Origin of the sequence: Nannocystis punicea (assembly GCF_026965555.1) — a bacterium.
In the GTDB taxonomy this organism is placed as follows: Bacteria; Myxococcota_A; Polyangia; order Nannocystales; family Nannocystaceae; genus Nannocystis; species Nannocystis punicea.
The window spans coordinates 507,301-531,321 of the sequence record NZ_CP114040.1; the positions used below are offsets into that span (position 1 = coordinate 507,301).

Genomic DNA, 24,021 nt, shown 5'->3' on the forward strand with positions numbered 1-24,021 from the left:
GCGGAGGCCGTCGGCGAGGGGATGCCCCCGCGACCGGACGAGCCCGTATCGACGCCGGCGCCGCACTACTATGATACGAGCGTAAGGATCACGCGGGCGGGATGCCAGCAATCTCCGCGGCCGGCGGCGATCGACAATGGTCCAAGGGACATGTCCTGGAGAGCGGGCGACAGGAGCGGTCGCGAGCCTGTCGGCGCGATCCCGCGATCGCCGACGTCCGCCCGTCGCGCTGGCCTTTCACGGTGCGATCGGCGATCCTTCGCGCCGATGCACCTCCGCCGCTGGTCGCTCGCGTGCTTCCTCCTCGTCCCCGCGACCGCGCGCGCCGACGTGCCGCCCCCGCCCTCGTTCGCCTCGTGCCAGGGGGCCTCGCAGGGCGAGGCGTGCCAGCTCGACGCGGGGGGGTCCGGGCGATGCGCGCCGGCGACCTGCTCGAAGCTGGATTATTCGCAAGGATCGCCGCCGAGGTCGGTCGAGTACGACTGCCTCCGCTGCGCGGCGCAGGCCGCCGCCGGTGATGCGAAGGTCTCGGGGTCGACGCCGGCGACGTCCGCCGAGTCTCAGCCTCCGGCCGTGAAGCAGGGCTGCAACGTCGACCCGACCGCGGGGATGCTGGGCGTTCTGGTCGCGCTCGCGGGCTTGCGGCGCCGTCGTCACGCTGTCGGCTCGATGTGAACGAGAGCGGGACGACTCCGTCCGCACGAGGCACGAGGCCCCCTCGGCGGGCATGACTGCGCGACGGATCAGCCGCCGTCGATCACGGTCCGGCCGCGCGGCGCGAGCTTGTAGACCCCGGCCTCGCGCTCCATGTAGCCGCCCATGATCCACTCGCGGCGGATCGTGCAGAAGTCGGGGTGCACGACCTCGATGAAGCGGTTGAGCTCGGGCTCCCGGTATTCACGGCGACGCGGCAGCCGGCGCAGCACCTCCTCGAGCACGATCTCCTTCTTGCGACGCTGGGCCGGCAGCGCGCGCAGGCGCGGCCCGTCGAAGAAGGCGCGCAGGACGTCGCGGGTCTCGGTGTCGACGGGCGAGGCGGTCGCGAGCTCGCGGACCCGCTTGGGCGACGACACCGCCTTGACCGCGCCCTGCAGCGCCTCGATGTCGAGCTGATAGAAAGTGTACGGCGCCTGCCGGGTCTCGCGCAGCAGGCCGGCCTCGGACAGCACGCGGAGGTGGTGCGAGACCGTGGCCGGGGTGACGCCGACCTCGGCCGCCAGATCTTGCCCGCAGCGCGGGCGGTCGACCATCGCCGCGATCATCCGCAGGCGGGTCGGATCGGCGAGCCCTTTAAAAAGCTGGACCAGGGCCGGCTTGGGATCGACGGCGTCGTCGGACATGCCGCGACGATACTTGCCGATTTGATGGTTGTCAAATTGATCAGTGTCGATTTAACGAGTGCCTGACCGGCTGGGCGCGTTCGCGGCCCGCCGTTCGGGCGCTCGCCGAGCCGCCCGGTGGAGCCCCCTTCGGTGGCTCGCGGATGGCGGCGCGGCGCGGCGCGAGCGAGACTGGGGCCGTGACGGCTCCGAAGATCCTGGTGACGGGTGCGACCGGCAATTGCGGCGGCGCCACGCTGCGCGCGCTCGTGCGAGGGGGCGTGCGGGCGCGGGCGATGACCCGCGAGCCGGGCCGGGCGCAGGCGCTGGCGGCGATGCCGGGCGTCGAGGTGGTCGCCGGGGACTTCGACGACCCCGCGGCGCTGGGCCGCGCCCTCGCCGGTATCGAGGCGGTGTTGCTGCTGCCGCCTCACGCGCCGGCGATGGAGGCGTGGCAGGGCAACCTGATCGCGGCGGCGCGGCGAGCCGGCGCGCGGCACGTCGTCCACGTGTCGGGGATCTGCGCGGACCCGTCGGAGCCGTCGATCAGCCTCGGCGGTCACGGCCGCGGCGAGCGCGAGCTCGAGGCGTCCGGGCTGGCCTGGACGCACCTGCGGCCGAACTCGTTCTTTCAGAACACCCTGTTCGACGCGGCCTCGATCGCCGCCGAGGGTCGCTTCTACGGCTGCGTCGCGGACGTGCGGTTCGCCAAGATCGACACGCGCGACGTCGGCGAGGTCGCGGCGGTGTGCCTGACGCAGTCGGGGCACGAGGGCGAGACCTACGAGCTCTCGGGGCCGGAGGCGCTGACGTACGCCGAGCTGGCGCGCACGCTGTCGCGGGTGCTCGGCCGGCCGATCGAATACGTGGACATGCCGAGCCGGACGTACGTCGATTCGCTGCGACGGGCCGGCCTGCCCGAATGGCTGGCCGAGGAGTTCTTCCTCATCTACGGCCAGGGCCCGCTGTTCGCCGGCGGCGCGGCGCGGCCGAGCGACGTGGTCGAGCGATTGACGGGCCGGCCCGCTCGCACCTACGAGCAATGGGCGCGCGAGCACGCCGCCGCGTTCGCGCCCGCGTGAGCGGGGCCGCGGTTCGCAGCACGGGCGCGCCGTAGCGACGACGCGCGCGAGCCGGACTCCGCGCGGAGCCCGGCTCGCAGGCGCGTGGCGCTCAGAGGGTGCCGGCGACGTAGCAGAGCGACTCGACCTCGTCGTAGACGATCTCGCCGGCGACCGGCTCCTCGTCCTCGACGCAGGTCGGCGTGCACCAGTTGCAGAGCGCCGGCGGGTTGTCCGACTGGCACACCGGGGCGCCGCAGCAGATGGCGGCCTCGGCGGTGCGGGCGCCGAAGGCGACGGCGCCGAACGAGAGAGCGATTGCGACGAGAGAGAACGAACGAATGGAACGCATGACCATACTCCTTTGGATTCGACGTGGGCTACGCACGGCGACAGACCGTGAGATGCGGTGAGTGGATTCGACTCCGAGCGCCGAACCGACGCCCTTGCCGGGACAGTGAGCCCCGAGCCGCGAACAATTGCGTCGTAGCGAGAAATCGCGACGACGGTCGTCTTTCGGGCGAGACGCCAGGAAATAGGCCGCTTCCGCGGCCCAGTGGTCTGTGCACCTCGGCCACGGGCTCGCCTGCGCTCATGACTCGCGTGGCCCGGAAACATCCTTCGCCCCGCTGGAAAGATATGCGCCGAGTACCTGTGCGGGTCACCGGGTATTGCTCGTCGCGCCATTGGCGGTCGTTCAGCAAAATGAACGCGTAGACGATTCCCTGGCAGGCGCAGCGACGATTGTCGCGATCACCAGTAAAGCATCGCTCCGGCAGGCCGGCTGCTGCGCGACCCGCTTCTCACGTCGCCCTGCTTCGCCGCCTGCGCGCGCGACCTCGACCCGATCGGCAGCTGCGGGCCGCGGCGAGGGTTGGCCGGCGCGAGCAAGAGGCTGGCCGGGACGGGCAAGCGGCGCGCGAGGGGGCTCCTTATCCTCCGCGCCATGCCACGCCCCGCTCTCGCTCTCACCGCCGCCCTCTGCTTCGTCGCCTGTGACGCGCCCGAGGCAGCAGGGGTGCTCTACACCTTCACCTCGGACGCGGCCGGGTTCGACACTCACTCGTTCTATTACGACACCGGCCGCGAGGTCGTCGTGTTCGACGCGCAGTTCACCGAGCCGCTCGCGGAGGCGCTGGTGGACGACATCCGCGCGCACACGGATTCGCCGATCCGCTACGTCGTCATCACCCACCCGAACCCGGACAAGTTCAACGGCGTCGGTCCGCTGCGGGCCGCCGGCGCCACGGTCGTCGCCAGCGAGGCGACCGCGGCGGCGATCCCCGGCGTCCACGCCTACAAGCGCGCGGCCTTCATCGCCAACGGGACGTTCGACGAGGACAGCTACCCGCCGGAGGCCGTGGTCGACCTGCGCTTCACCGACACCCTCCGCCTCGACCTGCTCGGCGACGCGACCATCGAGCTGCAGGTCCTCGAGCACCCGGGCGTGTCGAGCACCCAGACCGTCGCCCACATCCCCGCGGCCGGGGCGCTGATCGTCGGCGACCTCGTGCATCACGGGGTGCACGCGTGGCTCGAGGGCGGGATCGTCGACGGCGCGCCGCGGCCCGATCTGTCGGCGTGGTCGGCCGCGCTCGACGAGCTGCGCGACTGGGGCGACGTCACGGTGTACGGCGGGCGCGGCGCGTCGGCGCCGATGGACGTCGCGGTCGTCTCCCAGCAGGACTACCTGGTCGGCATCGACGGCGTGGTCCGCGACTACGTCGCCGGCGTCGACGACCCGGATGCGTTCACCGGCGAGGCCGCCGCGGGGCACTACGCGGCGATCACCGAGGCCGCGCGCGAGGCCTTCCCGGAGCGCGGCCTCGACTACCTGATCACCTACGGGGTGTACGGATTCGTCCAGTCGCTGGTGCGATGAATGCGGTATCCTCGGCGGCGAGATGCCGCCTCGCATCGACGTCGACGCAGCGCCGGCCGCCAGCTTCGTGCTCACCGATCATCTGGCGGCCGGGACCGACTCCGGCTGGCACGCGCACGGGCGCCACCAGCTGCTGTTCGCCAGCACCGGCCTCATGCACCTCGAGACCGCCGACGCGCAGTGGCTGCTGCCGCCGCAGCAGGCGGCGTGGATCTCGGCCGGCGCTCGCCATCGCGTCCGTGTCCGCGCCGACGCGGCCCTGTGCACCGCCTACCTCGGCCCGCCGACGCCCGATCTGGCAGCCGGCGCGCGCGTGTTCGCGGTCCCGCCCGTGGTCTCCGCGATGCTCGAGCACGCGGCCGCCTGGGACGCGCGTCGTTGCCACGGCGACCAGGCCGCCCGCTACTTCGCGGTGCTGGTCGACCTCTGCGGCGACGCGGTCACGCGCGGCCGTCCGTGGTTCCTGCCGACCGCGCGCACCCCGGAGCTGGCCCGGGCGATGGCCCTGGTGCTGGCGAGTCCGGGCCATCCACACAACATCGCCGCGGTCGCGCGCGCGGCCGCTGTCTCGCCGCGCACCCTGGCGCGCCGCTTCGCCGCCGAGGCGCGCATGTCCTTCGAGGCGTTCGTGCGGGCCGCGCGGCTGCTGCGGGCGATGTCCCGGCTGCTCGAGCCCGGCGCGCAGGTGACCGAGGTGGGCTACGAGGTCGGCTTCACCAGCCCGGCCGCGTTCTCGCGCGCCTTCGCGGCGTTCGTGGGCGAGCCGCCGAGCTCGTGGCGGCGACGCCACGCGCCGGCCGGGTCGCCGGGGGAATGAAGCGGGCGTCGAGCGTGATGGTGGCATGACCGAATGGGCATGCCCGATAGGACATGTTCAAACGGACATTGGAGCGCCGGGGCGCGCCCGCGAACGAGCGACGCCCTGTCCGCGGGCGTCGCTCGCGGCGATCAGCGGATCCAGATGTGGCCGGCGGTGTTGTGAATGTCGGGACCCGCAGCGAAGCCGCACGGGGTGCGCCAGGGCGTGTCCACGCCGGGGGCGAGGTCGCAAGTGGAGGTGTAGTAGGACTGGGCGCCGAAACCGGCGGCGTCGTTGAGGGTGCTGATGTTGTTCTCGTTGTTGAGCACCAGGCCGAAGCGGACGCGGGCGTCGTAGCACGACTGGTCGTCGTCGACGTTGATGCCGACGGCGACGTAGTTGGGGGCGATCGAGGCCTCGGCGACGGTGCGGCCCTGGATCGTCAACCACTTGAGCTTCTCGGCCTGGTCCTCGGCGAAGTAGAGGCCCTTCATGGCGACGTCCGAGCCGACCGGGGTATTGGTGAAGAGGTCGAGGAGGGTGGTGGTCGCCGGCAGGGCGTAGTGCTTGCAGGCGTAGGCCTTGGTGACCGGGTGCTGCATGCAGCCGCGGATCTCGCCGCCGGGCAGGACGTTATAGGCCTGGAACTTGCCGTCGAGGGTGTCGGTCGGGGAGGTCAGCGCCTCGTTGACGACCGAGACGGTGGTCCAGTGCGGGGAGTAGAAGTCGAAGGTGCCCTGCGACGGGGCGAAGCGGATCGCCAGGGCCCAGCCGCCGCCGTCGGTGGTCATGTCGCACCAGACCTTGAACGGGGCTTGCGGGCCGGCGCCGTCGGCGTCGATGTCGTGGAGGCCGTCGGCCGCGTTCGGCTGGGCGAGCTTGATCGCCTTGCAGCTGGCCGAGACGACGCACTGACCCTGGTCGCAGCTGCCGCTCTCGCAGTCGCCGGGCTCGCTGCAATTGTCTGCGAGCTCGCACGGGTCGCACTCGGGGCCGCCGCAGTCGACGTCGGTCTCGCCGCCGCTCTGGATGCCGTCGGCGCAGGTGGGCGCGGCGCACTGGGTGGTGCACTCGTCGCTGTCGTCGGCGTTGGCGTCGTCGCAGGCCTCGACGCCGTCGTGGACGAAGCCGTCGCCGCAGCTGGCCGCGGCGCAGGTGCCGAGGCAGGCGTCGGTGTCGATGGCGTTGGCGTCGTCGCAGGCCTCGCCCGGCTGCACCACGCCGTCGCCGCACGAGGCCGGGGCGCAGGTGTTGCTGCAGGCGTCGTCGTCGACGTCGTTGGCGTCGTCGCAGGCCTCGCCGGGCCCGACGAAGCCGTCGCCGCAGCTGGCCTCCTGGCAGCCCTCGACGCAGGTGTCCGTGTTGTCGCCGTTGCCGTCGTCGCAGGCCTCGCCGGCCTCGATCACCCCGTTGCCACACACCGGCTCGGGCTCGCCGGTCGAGGACGTATCCGAGGTATCGGTGGTGCCGGTGCCGGTGGTGGTGGCGTCGGTGGTGCCGGTGGTGGTGGTGCCGGTGTCCGGGGTGTCCTCCGTCGTGGTCGGGAGCGAGGTCGTGCTCGCGTCGCCCGAGGCGCTCCCGTCGGTCGGCACCGTCGTCGTGCTGGTCGGCCCGGTGGTCGGTTCGGTGGGCGTCCCCGTCGACGCGTCGGTGCCGGTGCCGGTGCTGGTGGTCGTCGTATCGGTCGCGCCGGTCCCGGTGGTCGCGCTGTCACCGTTGCATGCGACCAGCAAACACACACCCCACGCCGCGGCTCCACGAAGCTGTACTCTCATCGTTCCTCGCCTCCACACAATGTCGACGACGACGGGTAATCCGACGCGGGCGGCCCTGTCAAGGCCGAGCCGGCGCGCGGTTCCGCTGCGCGCGACCTCGCCGCCGTACGTGCAATCGGACTCAGCGGCGCCCCGGTCGCTTTCGCGGCATCACCGCCGGATTGCGAGGTGCCGCGTGAGTCCGCGAGGGTCGGCGATCCGCAGGCGATGCGAGTGTGGGCGAGGACGAAGAGGTCCCGTGGCGCAGGCGTCGCGATCGACGAGCAAGGCCTGCTCGAAGCCGTCGCGCAGGACCAGGCGCGGTCCGACGGGCCGTCGGCGGGCGCGCCCGCTCGTCGGTCGAGGAGCGGTGGCCCGCGGGCCAGGTCGTCGAGCAGGCAACACCCGCGGCGAGGCTGCCTCGGGCGTCGCGGCGGCCGACGATCGGGCGAGGCCCGTCTCCGCGATTGCTAGCAGGGAATGGCGTGTTCTCGCAGAGCCGTCGGTGCCGACCCAACTCCGACCGGCGAGCGGGCGGGACGCCGACGTCGCCGCGGCTCGCTCCGTCCGCCTCGCGGGGCGTCCGCCCCGGCGCAATCGAGGGCAGAGAATCTCCGAGCTTCCCGAAAGGACAGACATGTCATTCGCGGCCGTACGCTCGCGCTGCCGGCAGGGCGGAGCGTCGACGTCGCCGCGGCTCGCCCCGCCCGCCTCGCGGGGCGTCCGCCCCGGCGCATTGCGAGGTCGGCGAATCTCGGACCCCTTCGAAAGGGCAGCCATGTCATTCGCCGCGGGACGCTCGTACTACCGGCCGGGCGGAGCACGGTTCGCTCCGCGCCCGCTCCGCCCGCCTCGCGGCGCGTCCGCCCCGACGCGTCCGCGAGGTCGACGAATCTCCGAGCTTCCCGAAAGGACAGCCCCGTCATTCGCGGCCGTACGCCCGCGCTGCCAGCATCGGCGCCGGGCCGGCGGATCGGTGCATTGATTATTTTTAAAAAACACAGTCGTCGCGTCCGCTGCGCCCGCCGATGAACGGCTCGGGTAATCAATCCTCCGTTTCGGCGCACCCCGTGACGGACCTCCCCGCGGTCGCTGATTCGCCTCGCTGCGCCGTCGGCGAGCGGCATGGTTATCCGCGGAGAGAATCGACTATGCGCAAAGATTCGTTCATCACAGTCTGTGCCCTCGCGCTGCTCGGCTCCATCGCCATCGCGGCTCCTCCGCCGGTCAAGAAGCTCCCGAGCTTCAACGACAACGGCGCCACCCTGACCGCCTCGGGGCACCTCATGGGCCTCGCCGCCGGCGACTACGAGCTCAAGCTCTCGGCGACGGGGACGGAGAGCACGGTCTGCGGCGACGCCGGCGGCGTGGAACCGGCGCCGAAAGAGGTGGTGCTCACCGGCACGGTGGTGATCTCGGCGACCGCGGACGTGCCCGCCGCGTACGCCGATCTCGTGTCGGCCGCGCCGGAGCCGGGCTGCCTGCAAGCCGAGGGCGAACCGATCGCGGGGCAGCAGGAGGTCTCGTTCACCAAGGCCGCCATCGAGATCCGCCCGGTCCAGACGGACCCCGAGGCGGCCCCGCTGAAGCCCGTGCGCTGCATCCAGTGCTCGTTCATGCAGGCCACCGTCGACGGCCCGGCCAAGCCGGCGAGCTGCTTGACCATGTACACGTGCTGAGCCGCGGCCGCCTCGGCGCCTAGTCGCAAAGGACATGTCCAAAGAGACATGTCCGGCCGAGCGGGCGGCGCGGGCGGGGGTGAATGACCTCGCTGGGCGGGATCGGCGCGATGCGGGCCGGGGTCGCGACTGCGACGAGCCGCGGCCGCGGTCCGGCGAGCCCGAGCGCACGGACAGGAACGCGGCCACGCGCGAGACAGGCCCCGAGCGGTTGAGCCCGGTGGGGCGGCGGCGTTGCCGGAGCCCGAAGCGCTGTCATCGTTGCGGCATGAACACGTGGATCGTCGGGGTCGATCTTCGCCACCGCAGCGACGGCGCGGTGCGCTTCGGGGCGTGGCTGCGCGAACAGACGGGCGGGGCGATCGAGCTGGTGGGGGTCCACGCCGCGCCGAGCGCGGTGGTGGACCAACTCGACCAGTTCGAGGGCCGCGTGCGGGTGCACGAGCGGCTCAAGACGGAGGCGGAGCTGGCGATGGAGCGGGCCGGGGTGCGCGAGGCGTACGCGGAGGTCGAGCTGGTCGAGGCGGGCGAGCCGGCCGAGACGCTGGCGAGCGCGCGGGCCGGGCGGTCGGCGGTCGGGATGATCGTCGGGCGCAAGGCGGCGAGCGACGGGCGCGACCTGGTGCGGCTGGGGAGCGTGGCGCGGCGGCTGCTGCAGCGGCTGGTGGTGCCGACGTTCGTGGTGCCGCCCGACCTGCAGATCGATCAGCTGCGCAGCGGCCCTTTGGTGGTGGCGGTGACGCCGTCGGACGCGAGCTCGGGCGCGGTCGAGGTCGGCGCGACGCTGGCGAAGGCGCTGGGCCGGCCGCTGGTGTTCGTGCGCGTGGTCAGCGTGCCGGAGGAGTACACGCAGATCTACTGGTCGACCGACGCCCTGGCGCAGTTCAAGGGCCAGACGATCGCGGCCGCCAAGGACCGCACCGCCGAGTGGCTGGCCGACCAGGGCCGCAGCGAGCCGGTGGTGGTCCGCTACGGCGACACGATCACCGAGATCCTCGCGGTCGCGGCCGAGCAGGGGGCGCCGTTCCTGGTGTGCGGTTCGCGGCTGCTCAGCCGGGTGGAGCGGGTCATCGCCCTCAGCACCTCGAGCGAGCTGGCCGCCAGGGCGGCGATCCCCGTGCTGGTCGTTCCGCCGGACGCGCGCCCCTAGCGGCCGGCCGGGGCGTGCGCCCGCTGCGAAAGTGAGATATAGACGCGGCCGCCATGCACGTCCGCGCTCCGTTCGCGCTCCTCCTCGCCTCCGCCCTGGCCGCCTGCACGGCCGGCGAGGCTCCCAAGACCGATGCGACCAAGGCCGAGCCGGCCAAGGCCGAGCCCGCGAAGGCCGAAGTCAAGGCCGAGCCAGCCAAGGCCGAGGCGCCGCCGCTGCCGCTCGAGCCGAGCGCGGACATCAAGTACGACCCGCCGTTCGACGGCAAGCCGCTCTCCAGCGAGAAGACCGCCAGCGGCCTGACGGTCGAGGACTTCGTGGTCGGCGACGGCGCGGAGGCGGTCAAGGGCGGCGAGGTCGAGGTCCACTACACCGGGTACCTGACCGACGGGACGATCTTCGACACGTCGAAGAAGCGCAACCGCCCGTTCACGTTCTCGCTCGGCGAGGGCCGGGTGATCAAGGGCTGGGACGAGGGCGTGGTCGGCATGAAGGTGGGCGGCAAGCGGCGCCTCATCGTGCCCGCGACGCTCGGCTACGGCGATCGTCGGGCCGGGAAGATCCCGCCGGGCGCGACGCTGGTGTTCACCATCGAGCTGCTGTCGTTCACGCCGCCGCCGCCGCCGCCGCAGCCGCTCACCGCGTTCGAGGGCAAGCCGGCGTCGACCAAGACGCTCGAGGACGGGCTCAAGATCAGCGACTACAAGCTGGGCGAGGGCGCGGAGGCCAAGGCCGGCGACATGGTCGCGGTCCACTACCGCGGCACGCTCAAGGACGGGACCGAGTTCGACTCGTCGCTGACGCGCAAGCCGATCAGCTTCCCGCTCGGCCAGGGCCGCGTGATCAAGGGCTGGGACCTCGGCATCGCCGGCATGAAGGTCGGCGGCCTGCGCAAGCTCGAGATCCCCGCCAAGCTCGCGTACGGCGAGCGGGCGAAGGGCCGGATCCCCGCCAACTCCGACCTGACCTTCACGGTCGAGCTGATGTCGGTCAAGCCGGCCCCGACGCCGCCGGCCGGCGTCACCGCGCCCGGCTCGGCCACTCCGGGCGGCGCGCAGCCTGCGACTCCGGGCGGCGCGCAGCCGGCCACGCCCGCTGGCGCCAAGGCCGGCGGCGCTCAGCCTGCCACCGGCACCACGCCGGCCCAGCCCGACGCGAAGACCCCGGCGACGGAGAAGAAGGCCGGGTGAGAGCGTCCGCGGCGATCGCGGCGCTGGCGGTGGGCCTGTCCTGTCGGGCAGGTCCCTCGGAGCAGGCGCCCGGAGCCGCGGCGCCTGCCGGGGCTCCGGCATCGGCTGTCTCTTCGGACATGTCCGCAGGGACGGCCGAGCGCGGGGCGGCGAGCGGCGCGGGGCTGCCCGAAGGGGCAGGCAGCGCCGGGCGAGGGGCTGAGCTGTCCGGAGGGACAGGTACTGCGGGCGGAGCAGGTTCGGCGGCCGGGATGTCCGGAGGGACAGGTTCGGCGGGCGGAGCAGGTTCGGCGGCCGGGATGTCCGGAGGGACAGGTTCGGCGGGCGGAGCAGGTTCGGCTGGTGGGGTGTCCGGAGGGACAGGCGGTGCGGGAGCCGGGATGTCCGCAGGGACAGATATCTCGATCGCCGGTGATCCACCGCCAGCGGGAGCGCCGGCGCCGCTACCCTGCCTCGATCCGCCGCCGCCGGGGATGGCGTGCATCCCGGCCGGGTGGTTCATCCGCGGCAGCGACACCGGGCCCGAGCACGCGCGGCCGCAGGCGCGGGTGTGGCTGCAGACGTACTACCTCGACATCCACGAGGTGACGTACGCCGAGTACAAGGAGTGCGTGAAGGCCAAGCGCTGCGACCCCAAAGGCGGGCCGGCGTACACCGACTTCGACCGGCCGAAGCAGCCGATCAACGGGGTGGCGTGGTTCCACGCCGACGGCTACTGCAAGGCCCGCGGCAAGCGGCTGCCGAGCGAGGCGCAGTGGGAGAAGGGCGCGCGCGGACCCGACGGGGCGCTGCACCCGTGGGGCGACGAGCCGGCGACCTGCGAGCGGGCGATTATCAAGGACGAGACCGGGCGCGGCTGCGGGGTGAAGAAGCAGGGCAGTAAGCCGGAGACGGGGCGGCCGTGGGAGATCGGCTCGCGGCCGTCGGGCCGATATGGCCTTTACGACATGTCCGGAAATTCATGGGAGTGGGTGGCCGACTGGTTCACCCGCAGCTACGCCGAGTGCGGGGCCGACTGCGAGGGGATCGATCCGCTCGGGCCGTGCGCGAAGGACGGCGAGGTGGCCCGCGAGTGCCCGGGCAAGCTGCGCAAGATCGTCCGCGGCGGGTCGTGGTACTGGGACGCGTCGTACGCGACCGGCGTCTGGCGCCGGCCGCACTTCCCCAGCAATCAGCCGTTCCATCACTTCGGCTTCCGCTGCGCGGCGAACGCCCGCGAGGCGGAGACGCTGCAGCGCGGCGCTTCACAATGAGGGCCGATTCGCGGCTGCGGTCGCGGAGACGCAGCGGCGCTTCACAGTAAGGCGCGACTCGCAGATCACGGACGCTGCAGCGGGGCGCTTCACAAGGAGGCTCGACTCGAGGTCGCGGAGACGCAGCGCGGCGCTTCACGATACTGCGACGACTCGGGGTCGCGGATCGCGGATCGCTGCAGCGCGGCGCTTCACAATTAGGCTCGACTCGCGGTCATGGGTCGCGGAGACGCAGCGGGGCACTTCACAATACTGCGACGACTCGCGGTCATGGGTCGCGGAGACGCAGCGGGGCGCTTCACAATAAGGCACGACTCGAGGTCGCGGAGCGCGAGGCGGAGGCGCTGCAGCGGGGCGCTTCACAATACTGCGACGACTCGAGGTCGCGGAGCGCCCGGCGTAGCCTCGGGGGCGGGCTCGGCGTGGTCGCATTTCCCCGAATATGAGGCGAGACGTCGCTCGGTTCGCTGTGTTCGCGTTCTCAGCGCAACAGGCCGCCGAGGAGCCCCAGCGCGCCCAGTCCGATCAGGAGCCAGGCGCCCCGGTCCCCGGCCAGCGCCTCCGGCACGAACAGGACGAGCACGAGGGTGCCGAAGATGAGGCCGGCGGTGCTCATCATCCAGTCGGCGCGCGAGGGGTCGTCGCGCAGCAGGCGGCGGGCGCCGAGTTTCCGGACGAGCGAGCCGACGAGCGAGGCTGCGGCGAGCAGCGCGAGCGCCACGATGAGGAGATCGAGGCCGAAGTTACGGGTGGGCTCCGCGCCGGCGGCGACGATGTACGTGCTGGCGAAGAAGAGCGAGAACAGCAGGACGAAGCCGGCGACGATCTCCCGGCCGAGCTCGATGAAGCGCCGGAGGATCCACAGCACCCATTCGAGCAGCGGGCTGTCCGGGGCCGGTGGGTCGGTGAGCCGCGGCCACCCGCGCTCGGCGACGATCCCGAGCAGATCGTCGAAGCCGTCCATCCATCTGTTAAATTTCCACGGGCGCCCACCCTCGCCAGCAGGTCGCTGAAAAGGTCCCGGCCGGCCGGAATCGGCATGTCCCTTCGGACAGGATGTGGCCGAATTCGGCCCCGTACGAGACTCCTCGCGGACGGGCCGAGGGGCTTCACAGGGCCCCGGCGCGGTTTTCAGCGACCGGCCAGCGGTGACCAGCCGGACGTGGAAGGCGGCGCCGAGGTTGGTGGTGCGGGCGTGGACGATCGCCATGCCCTCGTGGCGGGTGTCGACGAGGCGCACGGCCTGGATCGCGGTCCACGCGAGGGTGTCGGTCCCGCACAGCGACCGGCGACGCAGACCTTCGGAGTCGGCGTCGACGCGAAACACATGGGTCTCGACGGCCGCGAGCGTGCATACAGTAGCGAGCAGAGCGGTGGCGACGGTGACCCATGCGTCGGACCGCGGATCGTACGCGGCCCAGACCGCGAGCGCGGCGGTGCCGGCGGCGAAGATCGAGGCGATCGCACGCGCGCGCCAGGACCAGACGAGCCGCAGGGCCGAGGACACGCCCACAGGCTACCACGAGGCTCGCTCGCCGCCGTCCGAGCTCGGCCTGGAGCGAGCACCCCGGCCCGGAAACGAGCCCGACGGCCAATTCGGCGATCGGCCGCAGCGGCAGCGTGGGTGCTGGATCGGCGGGCGCTCTCGTTCGCCGACGACGAGACCTCCGAGGCTCGCGAATCACGAGAGCGCTCTTCCTGCATCGAATCGGATGAATGCGTCGACGCCTCGGCGCGGCGGCGGACGGCGGCCCGCGGCCGCGACGAGGCCGCCGGTTCGCGCAGCTTGCGCGGGGCTCATGGTTCTCCGCCGCGAGCATGCCGCAGGCTCCTCGTGAGCGGTGCGCGGGCGGTCGGAGCGGGCCGGTGCGGCGCGGCTCTGCGGGCGGTTGACGCGGGGGCGGGCGCGTGAAAAAACCCCGGGCGATGAAGTTCACGATCAGGCACCCGTACGCGATCGAGCCGGAGCCGTTCTGGCGCGAGGTGTTCTTCGACCACGATTACAACGAGAAGCTCTACAAGAAGGGGCTCGAGTTCGAGGCGTTCGACATCGTCGAGGAGACGAGCCCGCCCGACGGCCGCAAGACGCGGAAGGTGCGGGTGACGCCGAAGATCGACGCGCCGGCGGCGATCCGCAAGGTGCTCGGCGACTCGGTCTCGTACGTCGAGGAGGGCCGCCTCGAGGTCAGCGGGCCCAACGCGCCGCGGTGGATCGCCAAGGTCCTGCCGTCGAAGCTGGCCGACAAGACGACGATCAAGGCCGAGATGTGGCTCGAGCGCACCGGGCCCGGTCAGTCCGACCGCGTCGCCGAGTTCGAGATCGAGGTCAAGATGTTCGGCGTCGGCGGGATGGTCGAGAAGTTCCTCGAGAAGACGATGCGCGAGAGCTATCAAAAGGCCGCCGAGTACACCAACCAGTGGCTGCGCGCGAACGGCAAGGCCGGCAGCTGAGGCTCCGCGGTCGCGCGGGTGGCTGGCCGCGGGAGGTCCCCGCGGCCGCTCCTCGTGGCGCGGCGACCAGCCGGCGAGCGCGATGAATTCGGGCTCGTCGGCCTCCGCTCGTACACGAATCAGCCGCCGCGCGAGCTCGGCCAACTCGGCCAGCAGCTCTTCGCCGGAAGGGCCGATCCGCCGCCAGAGGATGAACTCGAGCGCTCGAACGCCCGCGGCGCATCGACGCTCAGGCGCGAGCGCAGGGCGTGGTCACGAGGTGTCGGTAGCCCGCGCGCGCAGTGCTCGCGCAGCCTGGCGAGCTCGCTCGCGAGGTGCTCGTGGCGCGTCGTATCACTGGCCGCACATCGCCGCCTCGGAGGCGTCGCGCGAGCGGCCCTGCGGCGCGTTTCGATCTGTCTCCAGGGACATGTTCGAAGGCGAAGTCCTGATTGCCCCTTCGGACATGTCCCCGAGAGCATGGCTCATGGGTCAGCGAGCAGGACGCTGACGGTGCTGTCGCCGTTGTTGGCGGTGACGAGGTCGACCGCGCCGTCTTTATTAAAATCGCCGACGGCGACGACGTGGGGCGCGGCGCCGACGGGGAACGCCTCGGGGGCCGAGAAGCCGCCGTTGCCGTTGCCGCGCAGGACGCTGACGGTGTTGGCGCCGCGGTTGGCGACGATGACGTCGATGGCGCCGTCGCCGGTGAGGTCGTGGAGGACGAGGCCGATCGGGTCGGCGCCGCAGGGGTAGGGGATCGCGCCGCCGAAGCCGCCGAGGCCGTTGCCCTGGAGGACGAACACCTGGCCGGCGGCCGGGATGGTGACGACCGCGTCGGTGTCGCCGTCGCCGTTGAGGTCGGCGACCGCGACCGCGTAGATCTGGCCGCCCGCGGGCGAGGTGGTCGGCGGGCCGAAGTTGCCGAGGCCGTTGCCGAGCGAGACGCTGAGGCTGCTGGCGCCGTAGTTGGCGCTGACGAGGTCCTGCGAGCCGTCGCCGTTCATGTCGCCGACCGCGACCCACGTCGGCCCGGTGCCGACGCCGACCCCGGCGGGCGCGGGGAAGCCGACGCCGTCGCCGATCAAGATGGTGAGGGTGTTGTCCATGTAGTTGGCGACCACGAGGTCGTCGAGGTCGTCGCCGTTGAGGTCGGTGGCGACGACGTGGCGCGCCTGGGCGCCGACGGGGATCGCCGGCGCCGGCGCCAACATGCCGGCGCCGTTGTTGAGATAGACGGTGACGTCGTTGCTGGTGATGTTGGCGGTGACGAGGTCGGGCGCGCCGTCGTTGTTGAGGTCGGGCGCGGCGGCGGCGTACGGGCCCATGCCGACGCCGAGGGCGCTCAGCGCATTGAAGCCGCCGTCGCCCTTGCCGGTCCGCACGGTCACGTTATTCGTCATGTTGTTGGCGCAGGCGATGTCGTCGTTGCCGTCCTTGTTGAAGTCGGCCACCGCGACGGAGATCGGGCCGGAGCCCATGCCCAGCGGGACGAACGGCTTGAAACAGACCTCGGCCGGGCCGGGCTGGCCGTCGCCGCACATCGGCGGCGGCGGCTCGCTGGTCGCCTCCATGCCGACGCAGACGCCTTCGACGCACATCAGTCCCGGGAAACATGTCGCAAGGGGCAGGCACGGACAGTCCTCCTGGCCGTCGGAGCAGACCGTCATGGTGGTGCTGGTGCCCGCGGTGGTCGGCTCGACGGTGGTCGGCTCGCCGCCGGTCGTGGTGGTGCTCTCGCCGCCGCTCGTGGTGGTCATGTCCACCGCCGTCGACGCCATCGTCATGGTCGAGGTCGGGGTGGTGCCGGTCGCTCCCGTGTCGTCCCCGTCGCCGCCGCCGCACGCCGCGAGGGCCGACAGCGCGAGGAAATACCTCTTCAAAAAGGCCATGGCGGGAGAATGGCGGGCGGCGCCAGGGGCCGTCAACGTGCACCGTCGCTCGTCCGGGCCGCCGCGAACGGCAAAGGCGGATGGGCCTGATGGTTCGCCGCGCGTGATGCGCCGCCCGCCGCTTCGGGTGCGAAAGGACATGGCGGATGGGTCATGGCACTTCCGCCAGATCAGGTGTGCTCGGACGCGGCGCGAGCTCGAGGACCAGGCGAGCCAGCGAGGATGGTGAGGACGAGGCGATGGCGGACGGGCGACGCGGATGCAGCGGCGCGCCGGCCCGGGCGATTGTGCCGCCGTTGTCGCGGGCGCGGGGTGACAATGCTGGGTCGTCGGACGCGGCCGACGGCAGGCGTGGGCCGGCATGTCGCGCGACGGTCCCAGCGCGCAGGGCGGCCAGGGCGTGCGGACGAGGTTGCGGGCGCGGGGGGCGTCGCGGTGCGCCGGCGCGGCCCGGTCGGCGCCGACAGGCCCGGGGACGGCGGAAAACAGCGTCCGCCCAGTTGCCGCCGCGCGGTGATTTCAGGCTATGGTCCCGCCCGCGATGCCCGGCGACTCCCACGGCACCTGGACCCTCGCGATCAGCGTGGTGGCGCTGGTGCTCGGTCCGCTGCTCCACGCGGCGGCCCGTCGCGAGCGCGTGACGATGGCGGCGCTCGACAGCTTCGTGCTCGTGGCGGTCACCGGGCTGGTGGCGCTCGAGATCGTGCCGCGCGCACTGTCGCTCGCCGGATGGCCGGCGTTCGTGGCGCTGCTGGCGGGGCTGGCGGGACCGGCGATCGCGGAGGGCCCGCTGCGGATGGCCGCCCGCGGCACCCACCGCGCCGCCCTGACGCTGGCGATCCTCGGCATGGCCTTGCACGCCTTCACCGACGGGCTGGCGCTGGCGCTGGCCCACCTCGAGGAGGGCGACTCGCACGGGCTCGAGGTGGCGGTGATCGCCCATCAGCTGCCGGTGGCGGTCGGGGTGTGGTGGCTGCTGTCGCCGGCCGGGTTCGTGGTGGCCGCGGGGGCGCTGCTGCTGCTCGGGGCGGCCACGGTGGCCGGCTACGTGTTCGCCGACGCCTCGTTCGCAAGGCTCGACGCCGGCTGGCTGGGGCTGTTCCACGCGGCGGTCGGCGGTCTCTTGTTACATGTCGTGGGGCACAGGTCCCAAGAGACAGATAGCCGCGGGGCCCGGATCGGCGCGGTCTGCGGCGGCCTGTTCGGGCTCGGGCTGCTGGTCGCGCTGGCCTCGGAGACGCACGGCGAGGCCGACCCGCTGGCGCGGACCCTGGCGTCGCTGGGCGAGCTGGTGCGGGAGAGCGCGCCGGCGCTGCTGCTGGCCTACGCGCTGGCGGGGCTGGTGTCGGGGCTGATGCCGGAGGCGCCGGTGCGCTGGCTGCGGCGCGGGGGGCCGGCCGGGCAGGCGCTGCGCGGGATGGCGGTCGGGCTGCCGCTGCCGCTGTGCTCGTGCGGGGTGGTGCCGGTGTACCGCAGCCTGCTGCAGCGCGGGGTGCCGGCGGCGGCGGCGATGGCGTTCTTCATCGCCACGCCGGAGCTCGGGGTCGACGCGATCTTGCTGTCGTGGCCGCTGCTCGGGGCCGAGATGACCGTGCTGCGCGTGGTGGCGGCGGCGCTGGTGGCCTGGTTGGTGGGCTGGTGGGTCGGCGGTCGGGCGCGGCGGGTCGGCGGCAGCAGCGAGCCGGAGGCGGGGCCGCGCGGGCCGGTGGGGGCGCGGCTGTGGGCCGGCCTGCGCACGGGGTTCGGCGAGCTGGTCGACACCACGGCGCCGTGGATCGGGCTGGGCCTGCTGGTGGCGGCGCTGATCGAGCCGTGGATCGATCCGTCGGCCCTGATGGCGATCCCCGGGCCGGCGCAGGTGCTGCTGTTCGCGGCCGTCGGGGTGCCGATCTACGTGTGCGCGTCGGGGGCGACGCCGCTGGTGGCGGCGCTGCTGGCCAAGGGGCTGTCGCCGGGCGCGGCGCTGGCGTTCCTGCTGACCGGGCCTGCCACCAATGCGACGACCTTCGGGGTGCTGGCGCAGGAGCACGGCCGCGCGACCGCGGCCCGCTTCGCGGCGGCGATGCTGGTGCTGGCCGTCGGCCTCGGCCTGCTGGTCGACGTGACGCTGCCGCAGCTGCGCGGGGTCGCAGGGGTCCAGCCCGAGGCAGGGCACGGGCCGCTGGCCGAGGCCGCCGCGTGGGCGCTCGCCGGGCTGTTCCTGCTGTCGTTCGTGCGCCAGGGGCCGCAGGCGTTCTTCGCCAGGCTGTGGGAGCGCGAGGGGCACTCGCACGATCACGGGCACGAGGGGCACTCGCACGCGCCTCACTCGCATGCGCATGGGCATCACGAGCATCACTCGCACGAGCATCATTCGCACGAGCATCACTCGCACGAGCATGCCTCGGACGAGGTGCTCGAGCGCTCGCACTCGCATCACTCCCACGAGGAACACTCGCACGGACCCTCCGCTCGCGGGAATCACTCGCATCACGGGCACTCGCACTCGCACCACGGGCACTCGCACCCGCACGAGGAGCACTCGCACCACGGGCACTCGCACTCGGGCGAGGAGCACGGGGGCTCGTAGTCGCGTCGCTCGCACGAGGAGCATCGGCGGTCGCGTGAGGTCGCTCGGGCGTGAAGTACGAGGAGCACGGGGCTCGTCGTCGCGTCGTTCGCACGAGGAGCATCGGCGGTCGCGTGAGCGTCACTCGGGCGTGAAGTACGAGGAGCACGGGGGCTCGTCGTCGTGTCGCTCGCACGAGGAGCATCGGCGGTCGCGTGAGCTTCGCTCGGGCGTGAAATACGAGGAGCACGGGGGCTCGTCGTCGTGTCGTTCGTACGAGGAGCATCGGCGGTCGCGTGAGCGTCAGTCGCGGGTGAAGTACGAGGAGCACTGGGGCTCGTAGTCGCGTCGCTCGCACGAGGAGCATCGGCGGTCGTGTCGGTTTTCACCAGCATGGGACCCCGGCCTTCTCACGACCTTTCCCCCTCTGGTCCATCCTGCGTGACGAGGGGGATCATGCTCGCGTGCGCGAGCGGGATCCAGTTTTCGGCGGACGGGTGAGCGAGGGTTTCTGGCGGCTTCGGTACGACTCGCCTTCGATGACGAGGTCGTAGGCGTTGCTGGTGAAGCGATCGATCGCTGCCTGGGCGCGGACGGGGTCGGCGAAGACTGCGAGCCATTCGTCAGGGCCACGGTTCGAGGTGACGATGATCGAGCCGTGGCGGTGACGCTCGGTGAAGATCTCGTAGGCGTCGCGGCTCTCGGTCGCGTCCATCGCGTCGAGGCCGAAGTCGTCGAGGATCAGCACGTCGACGGCGAGGATCTTGCGCAGCTCGGCGTCGTAGGAGCCGTCGAGTCGAGCGTGGCGGAGGTTCTTGAGCAATCGATCACAGCGGTAGGCGAGGACACTGTATTGACGGCGGCAGGCGGCGTTGCCCAGGGCGTGCGCGAGGAAGGTCTTGCCGACACCGACGGGGCCGACGAGCGCGACGTGAGCGCGAGCCTCGACGAAACGCAGCGAGCAGAGCTCGGCCCACAGCTCTTGATCGAAGTGGACCCGAGTGGTGCTGTCCCATCCCTCGAGCTGGTGCTCGGGATCGAGACGCGCTTTCTGGCCGCGGAGCTGGGCGGAGATGCTGTCCCGGCGGCTGACCTCGTCGGTGAGCAGCGTCAGCAGGAAGTCCTGGTGCGGGACCTTCTGCTGGCGTGCGAGGGCGAGCCGGTCGGGCAGCGTCGATAGCAGGGGGCTGAGTTTGAGTCGCTTGAGGATGGCCTTCAGGTCAGGTGAGATGGTATCGATCATGACGGTTCTCCATGCTTGGTGTTGGCCGAGAGCGCGTAGATCTGCGCGGGTCGGAGGAATCTCGCCGGCGGCGTCGGCCGGTCGAGGGGGATGGGTTGGGGCTTCACGTCGCGCTCGACCATGGCGCGGAGCCGCTTCAGGCTCAGCATGTCGGCCGCGATTGCGATGCCGCAGCAGCGATCGACGACGGCGACGCCGTGGCGCTCGGCGAGGCCACGCACGCCGTGGACGGTGCGCATGCTGGTCCAAGGCAGCGGGCCGGACAGCAGTCGCCGTACGTACGCGCCGATGTTGGGGCCGAGCTCGTCGGCCTGCTTCTGCAAGAATTCGATATCACGCATTGCGTAGGCTCGTTTCTCCTTCGGGAAGTCCTCAGGGTTGATGCTGCGGCCGCCGGGCGGCAGCCGCCGACAGATCCGGATCAGCGTGCTCCGATCGTAGAAGCGGACGCTGCTTCGATCGACTCGAGCCTGCAGCGTGCGACCGATCAGCCGCGTGGGCATCGAGTACAGTGCGCGCTCGACCTGGACGAAGTGATCGCGCGCGACCTTCGGCGTGCACCACCGCGGCACGTCGTAGGGCTGCTCGGGCGCCGGCAGCAGCACCGGCACCTCGACATTGAGAAAGTGCTCGCGCGGCATCCGACCGGTGGTACTGTGGCGGTGCACGCCGTATTCGTCCCGGCACCATCGCTCGGCACGCTCCCGTGCGGCCGCGAGGTCGCGGATCCGTTCACCGCCGAAGCAGTCGTCACGGACGTCGCGGACCGCTCGCTCGACTCGCGCCTTGTCCTGCGGCCTGCGCACCCGCGCGACGTCGATCACGAAGCCGCGTGCCTGCGCGTACCGAAGCCGAGCTGCTGCGTGGCAAAGCGGTGCAGCGTCGCGTACGGCACGACGACTCCCTGCCGCTGCAGTAGCTTGCGGATCTTGGTCAGCCGCACGTCGTGCTGGAGATGCCCCTCGATGAAGGTCCGCTCGCGCTCGCATGCCCGCCACGCCTCGCCATGCTCGTGCGGCACCGGCTTCTTCAGCTCGGCGATCACGGCGTCCAGCCGCGCATCCGTCAGCTGCTCGCGGCCACCGCCGGCGACGACGCCGTGCGCCTCACCGACCTCGAGGTAGCGCCGCACGGTCTTCGGATCGAGACGCAACTGCGCGGCGATCCGCTTCTTGGCGACGCCCAGAAGCCTCAGCCTTAGAACTTCCTTGATCTCGATCATCGTGACCTCTCGGTACGCCATGGGCTCCTCGCGCCCGGCTTCCTCGCCGGATTCGGGAGCGGGGTACCCGCTCGGTCACGCAGGGGGGAAAGGTGGTGAGAAACTCAGCCCCCGGCAGGGGGGAAAGATGCTGAGAAACTCGGTCCCCAAAGGGGGAAAGGTGGTGAGAATTTCGCCCCCGAAGGGGGGATTGCTGCTGAGAACTGACAGGTCGCGTGAGCGTCGCTCGGGCGTGAAGTACGATGAGCACGGGGGTTCGTCGTCGTGTCGTTCGCACGAGGAGCATCGGCGGTCGCGTGAACGTCAGTCGCGGGCGAGCATGAAGGAATCGCACGAGGGGCGCGGGCGCTCGTGGTCGTGTCAGTCGCACGAGAGGCATCGGTCGCGGGCGCGTGCGGAGCACGGGGAGCGCCCGAGCAGCACGAGGGCACTCGTGTGAGCGGCACTCGCACGAGGAGCGCGGGAGATCGGGGGCGGCATTGCGAGCAAAAGCATGAGCTCGGTGGATTGCGCGTCGCGGGCATTCGGGCCGGGGAGGCGTGAGGGACGCGGGGATTTCGCGGGGATTGCGGGGCGTCGGAGCGGGCACGGACGGGTGTTCGCGGGGGAAGGACGGGCACGGTGAAACGGGTGTTCGCGCGGGCTGGATGGTGTTCAAGGTTGTGGCTGGTGGCACAGGCGTCGCCGGGCGTGGCGTGCGGGCGGTTCGGGGCGAGCCGGGGCAGCGGGGGCGATCGTCCGCGGACCGATGTTCTGCAGCGCACGTGCGCCGGCGGGTCGGAGGATCAGGGCAGTGCGTCACAGGTGGGACCGTGTGGCAAATGTCAACATTCGGAGATTGACGGTACCGCAGCCTGAAGCAGAGTTCACAAGGACGGCGGGGCGGACAAACGTACGGTGGATCCGGCCCGGCGTGAAGGAGAGAGAAAGCCCATGTTATTTCAATCTTCGAGCGTCCTCGCGGCGAGCCTCGTGTTCGCCATTCCTTTCTTGCAAGAATGCCCGCACGGGCCGTCCGGGGGCGATGACGGCGGTTACGACGACGGCGGCAGCGGGTGCGAGCCGGTGGAGGAGGAGCCGGAGTGCCGCTCGTGCCTCCGGATCGCCTGCTGCGACGGGGTCCAGGCCTGCGAGGACGAGCGCTCGTGCAGCTGCGTGCTCGACTGCATGTCCGATGCGTCGACCAGCCTGGCGGCGTGCGCCCGGTCCCGCTGCGACGTCCTCGACGTGACGGCCGCCCTGGAGCCGTTGACCCGGTTCTGCGCGGTCGACGAGTCGTGCGGCGGGCCGCGGATCTGCGAGGGCACCGAAGAGCTGCCGAAGCCGCAGTGAGTCGACTCGACGCATTCGTCGGTATGGCGAATGCGCCGAGGGCCGCCGGACAGGGGGGACGGCGGCCTCGACCGTCGAGGAGCAGCAGCGGACACTCAGCGGACGCGTCCTTGATCGCGTCGCCGGCGGTGCAATGGGGGGTTGCGCGCCGTGGTCGATGCGATCATGCCTCGCGGGCAGGGGTCGAACATGACTTTGCCGCGCGAGATCTGGCTGGCCATCCTCGGTGTCGGCGCGGCCCACGACGGGGGCAGCGTCGCGATCGACGCCCACGTCGCGCTGCGCAGCGGCACGGGCCCCGGCCTCGTGGCGAACGCGGCGAGCCTCAACGGGCGCGACCTCAACGGGATGCGCATGAACGGCACGCTCCTCGACGGGATGCGAATGCACGGCTGGACCCTCGGGGGGCTCCGGCTGGGCGAGCTGGAGCTCGAGGGCACCCGCTTCAGGGCCAGGCCGGCCGGGGCCTCGCGGACGCTCGTCGGCGTGGAGCTGGTCGGCTCGCAGCTGGAGCTCGAGGTCGAGGGCGAGGCGTGGCAGCTCCGCATCGACGACATCGACCCCGATCCGGCCGACCCGACCGGCGAGGTGTTTTTTTATGAGGTCTCGGTGCGCGGTCCGGGGAGTTTCGGTTGGACCAGCCTCTGCCATGATTCGACGGGGGCGCCCACTCAGGCGATCCCGCTCGCCCATCGGTGGGACCTCGAGACGGGGGCGCGCATCGACGAGCCGGGGGCGGTGACGTTCGCCTGCCGCGGGGCGGCGCTGGCCAAATGTGTGGAGTGGGGCTACCGGCCGTGGGCCGCCGCGGGTTCGAGGTCCCTCGCCGATCACCATCAGGCCTGCACTCGCATGGTCCGCGCCGACTACTGCGGCGACGGGAGGTCGCACACCTTCGACGGCACGCCGATCGACGTGTTCGACCGCCTCGGCCGCGCCGTCCAGCGCGCGAGCACCCTGGACGCGCCGGGCTGGGGGATCGAGGCGGAGTGGGGGCCCGACGGGGCGGTGTGCCTCGGCGAGCAGCTGCGCCTGGCGATGGTCGCCGACGCCGGGCTCGCCCACGAGGTCCCGCCGTGCCTCGCGGCGCTGCTCGAGGTCGACGGTTGTGGCGACCTCGACGCCGGCCGCGGCGGGCTGGTGGCCGATCGCTATTGCGACCGGTGGCAGGACGATCCGCAGGCTTGCGGCGTGCAGCCGTGAGCGCGAGTGATGCTCGGCCAGGGTGGGCCGGGTGGCCGGCCATCGACCGGCGTGCGGTCCGACA

20 protein-coding genes are annotated in these 24,021 nt (G+C 71.9%); 12 read left to right on the forward strand and 8 right to left on the reverse strand.

The genetic code is table 11. The features are described 5' to 3' along the window. The first annotated feature begins 267 nt into the window (after positions 1–267). Positions 268–675, forward strand: a complete 408-nt coding sequence (locus tag O0S08_RS01905; RefSeq protein ID WP_269037225.1) for an MYXO-CTERM sorting domain-containing protein — start codon at positions 268–270, stop codon at positions 673–675. A gap of 68 nt (positions 676–743) precedes the next feature. Here O0S08_RS01905 and O0S08_RS01910 read toward each other — a convergent pair whose 3' ends face one another. Continuing rightward, complete coding sequence (locus O0S08_RS01910; RefSeq protein ID WP_269037226.1) at positions 744–1,340, reverse strand: metalloregulator ArsR/SmtB family transcription factor; 597 nt, start codon at positions 1,338–1,340, stop codon at positions 744–746. A gap of 179 nt (positions 1,341–1,519) precedes the next feature. On the opposite strand from O0S08_RS01910, the gene O0S08_RS01915 reads away from it, so the two are divergent. Beyond that, positions 1,520–2,401, forward strand: coding sequence for an SDR family oxidoreductase (locus O0S08_RS01915; RefSeq protein ID WP_269037227.1), 882 nt, complete (start codon positions 1,520–1,522; stop codon positions 2,399–2,401). Between the two features lie 91 nt (positions 2,402–2,492). Here the strand turns inward: O0S08_RS01915 and O0S08_RS01920 are convergent, their stop codons facing one another. After that, positions 2,493–2,732, reverse strand: a complete 240-nt coding sequence (locus tag O0S08_RS01920) for a hypothetical protein (RefSeq protein ID WP_269037228.1) — start codon at positions 2,730–2,732, stop codon at positions 2,493–2,495. A gap of 594 nt (positions 2,733–3,326) precedes the next feature. Here O0S08_RS01920 and O0S08_RS01925 point away from each other — a divergent pair. Together O0S08_RS01925 and O0S08_RS01930 are read left to right on the forward strand one after the other, a co-directional pair. After that, positions 3,327–4,262 carry an MBL fold metallo-hydrolase gene (locus tag O0S08_RS01925; RefSeq protein WP_269037229.1) on the forward strand — a complete coding sequence of 312 codons (936 nt, stop codon included), beginning with the start codon at positions 3,327–3,329 and terminating at the stop codon, positions 4,260–4,262. A gap of 22 nt (positions 4,263–4,284) precedes the next feature. Next, complete coding sequence (locus tag O0S08_RS01930; protein ID WP_269037230.1) at positions 4,285–5,079, forward strand: AraC family transcriptional regulator; 795 nt, start codon at positions 4,285–4,287, stop codon at positions 5,077–5,079. Positions 5,080–5,210: 131 nt separating this feature from the next. Here the strand turns inward: O0S08_RS01930 and O0S08_RS01935 are convergent, their stop codons facing one another. Continuing rightward, positions 5,211–6,836 (reverse strand): fibrinogen-like YCDxxxxGGGW domain-containing protein, encoded by a 1,626-nt coding sequence (locus O0S08_RS01935; RefSeq protein ID WP_269037231.1) that lies wholly within the window; start codon positions 6,834–6,836, stop codon positions 5,211–5,213. Positions 6,837–7,966: 1,130 nt separating this feature from the next. Here O0S08_RS01935 and O0S08_RS01940 point away from each other — a divergent pair. The 4 genes from O0S08_RS01940 (at position 7,967) to O0S08_RS01955 (ending at position 12,087) form a co-directional block, all read left to right on the forward strand. Beyond that, on the forward strand, positions 7,967–8,494 hold the full coding sequence (locus O0S08_RS01940) for a hypothetical protein (RefSeq protein ID WP_269037232.1): 528 nt from the start codon (positions 7,967–7,969) through the stop codon (positions 8,492–8,494). Between the two features lie 268 nt (positions 8,495–8,762). Beyond that, the gene (locus O0S08_RS01945) at positions 8,763–9,644 is read left to right on the forward strand and encodes a universal stress protein (RefSeq protein ID WP_269037233.1); all 882 of its coding nucleotides are present in this window, start codon (positions 8,763–8,765) and stop codon (positions 9,642–9,644) included. 53 nt (positions 9,645–9,697) lie between these two features. Beyond that, positions 9,698–10,834 carry an FKBP-type peptidyl-prolyl cis-trans isomerase gene (locus O0S08_RS01950; protein ID WP_269037234.1) on the forward strand — a complete coding sequence of 379 codons (1,137 nt, stop codon included), beginning with the start codon at positions 9,698–9,700 and terminating at the stop codon, positions 10,832–10,834. A gap of 119 nt (positions 10,835–10,953) precedes the next feature. Then, positions 10,954–12,087, forward strand: coding sequence for a formylglycine-generating enzyme family protein (locus O0S08_RS01955; RefSeq protein ID WP_269037235.1), 1,134 nt, complete (start codon positions 10,954–10,956; stop codon positions 12,085–12,087). Positions 12,088–12,568: 481 nt separating this feature from the next. On the opposite strand, the gene O0S08_RS01960 is transcribed toward O0S08_RS01955, so the two are convergent. Beyond that, on the reverse strand, positions 12,569–13,594 hold the full coding sequence (locus tag O0S08_RS01960; RefSeq protein ID WP_269037236.1) for a PH domain-containing protein: 1,026 nt from the start codon (positions 13,592–13,594) through the stop codon (positions 12,569–12,571). Positions 13,595–14,013: 419 nt separating this feature from the next. On the opposite strand from O0S08_RS01960, the gene O0S08_RS01965 reads away from it, so the two are divergent. Continuing rightward, positions 14,014–14,538 (forward strand): DUF2505 domain-containing protein, encoded by a 525-nt coding sequence (locus O0S08_RS01965; RefSeq protein WP_269037237.1) that lies wholly within the window; start codon positions 14,014–14,016, stop codon positions 14,536–14,538. A gap of 464 nt (positions 14,539–15,002) precedes the next feature. Here O0S08_RS01965 and O0S08_RS01970 read toward each other — a convergent pair whose 3' ends face one another. Next, entirely contained in the window at positions 15,003–16,409 is a 1,407-nt protein-coding gene (locus tag O0S08_RS01970) for an FG-GAP repeat domain-containing protein (RefSeq protein WP_269037238.1), read from the reverse strand. 541 nt (positions 16,410–16,950) lie between these two features. Here O0S08_RS01970 and O0S08_RS01975 point away from each other — a divergent pair. Next, entirely contained in the window at positions 16,951–18,978 is a 2,028-nt protein-coding gene (locus O0S08_RS01975) for a permease (RefSeq protein WP_269037239.1), read from the forward strand. A 433-nt stretch (positions 18,979–19,411) separates the two neighbouring features. Here the strand turns inward: O0S08_RS01975 and istB are convergent, their stop codons facing one another. Genes istB through O0S08_RS01990 form a run of 3 tightly spaced genes read right to left on the reverse strand, consistent with a single transcriptional unit; the run spans position 19,412 to position 21,422 of the window. Beyond that, on the reverse strand, positions 19,412–20,200 hold the full coding sequence (gene istB / locus O0S08_RS01980) for an IS21-like element helper ATPase IstB (RefSeq protein WP_269037240.1): 789 nt from the start codon (positions 20,198–20,200) through the stop codon (positions 19,412–19,414). Further along, positions 20,197–21,024, reverse strand: coding sequence for a Mu transposase domain-containing protein (locus O0S08_RS01985; protein ID WP_269037241.1), 828 nt, complete (start codon positions 21,022–21,024; stop codon positions 20,197–20,199). The genes istB and O0S08_RS01985 overlap by 4 nt, the downstream gene beginning before the upstream one ends. Beyond that, on the reverse strand, positions 21,021–21,422 hold the full coding sequence (locus tag O0S08_RS01990; protein WP_269037242.1) for a hypothetical protein: 402 nt from the start codon (positions 21,420–21,422) through the stop codon (positions 21,021–21,023). The genes O0S08_RS01985 and O0S08_RS01990 overlap by 4 nt, the downstream gene beginning before the upstream one ends. A gap of 933 nt (positions 21,423–22,355) precedes the next feature. Between O0S08_RS01990 and O0S08_RS01995 the strand changes: the two genes are divergently transcribed. Beyond that, the gene (locus tag O0S08_RS01995; protein WP_269037243.1) at positions 22,356–22,754 is read left to right on the forward strand and encodes a hypothetical protein; all 399 of its coding nucleotides are present in this window, start codon (positions 22,356–22,358) and stop codon (positions 22,752–22,754) included. A gap of 189 nt (positions 22,755–22,943) precedes the next feature. Further along, positions 22,944–23,957, forward strand: coding sequence for an ADYC domain-containing protein (locus O0S08_RS02000; RefSeq protein ID WP_269037244.1), 1,014 nt, complete (start codon positions 22,944–22,946; stop codon positions 23,955–23,957). Positions 23,958–24,021: the final 64 nt, after the last annotated feature.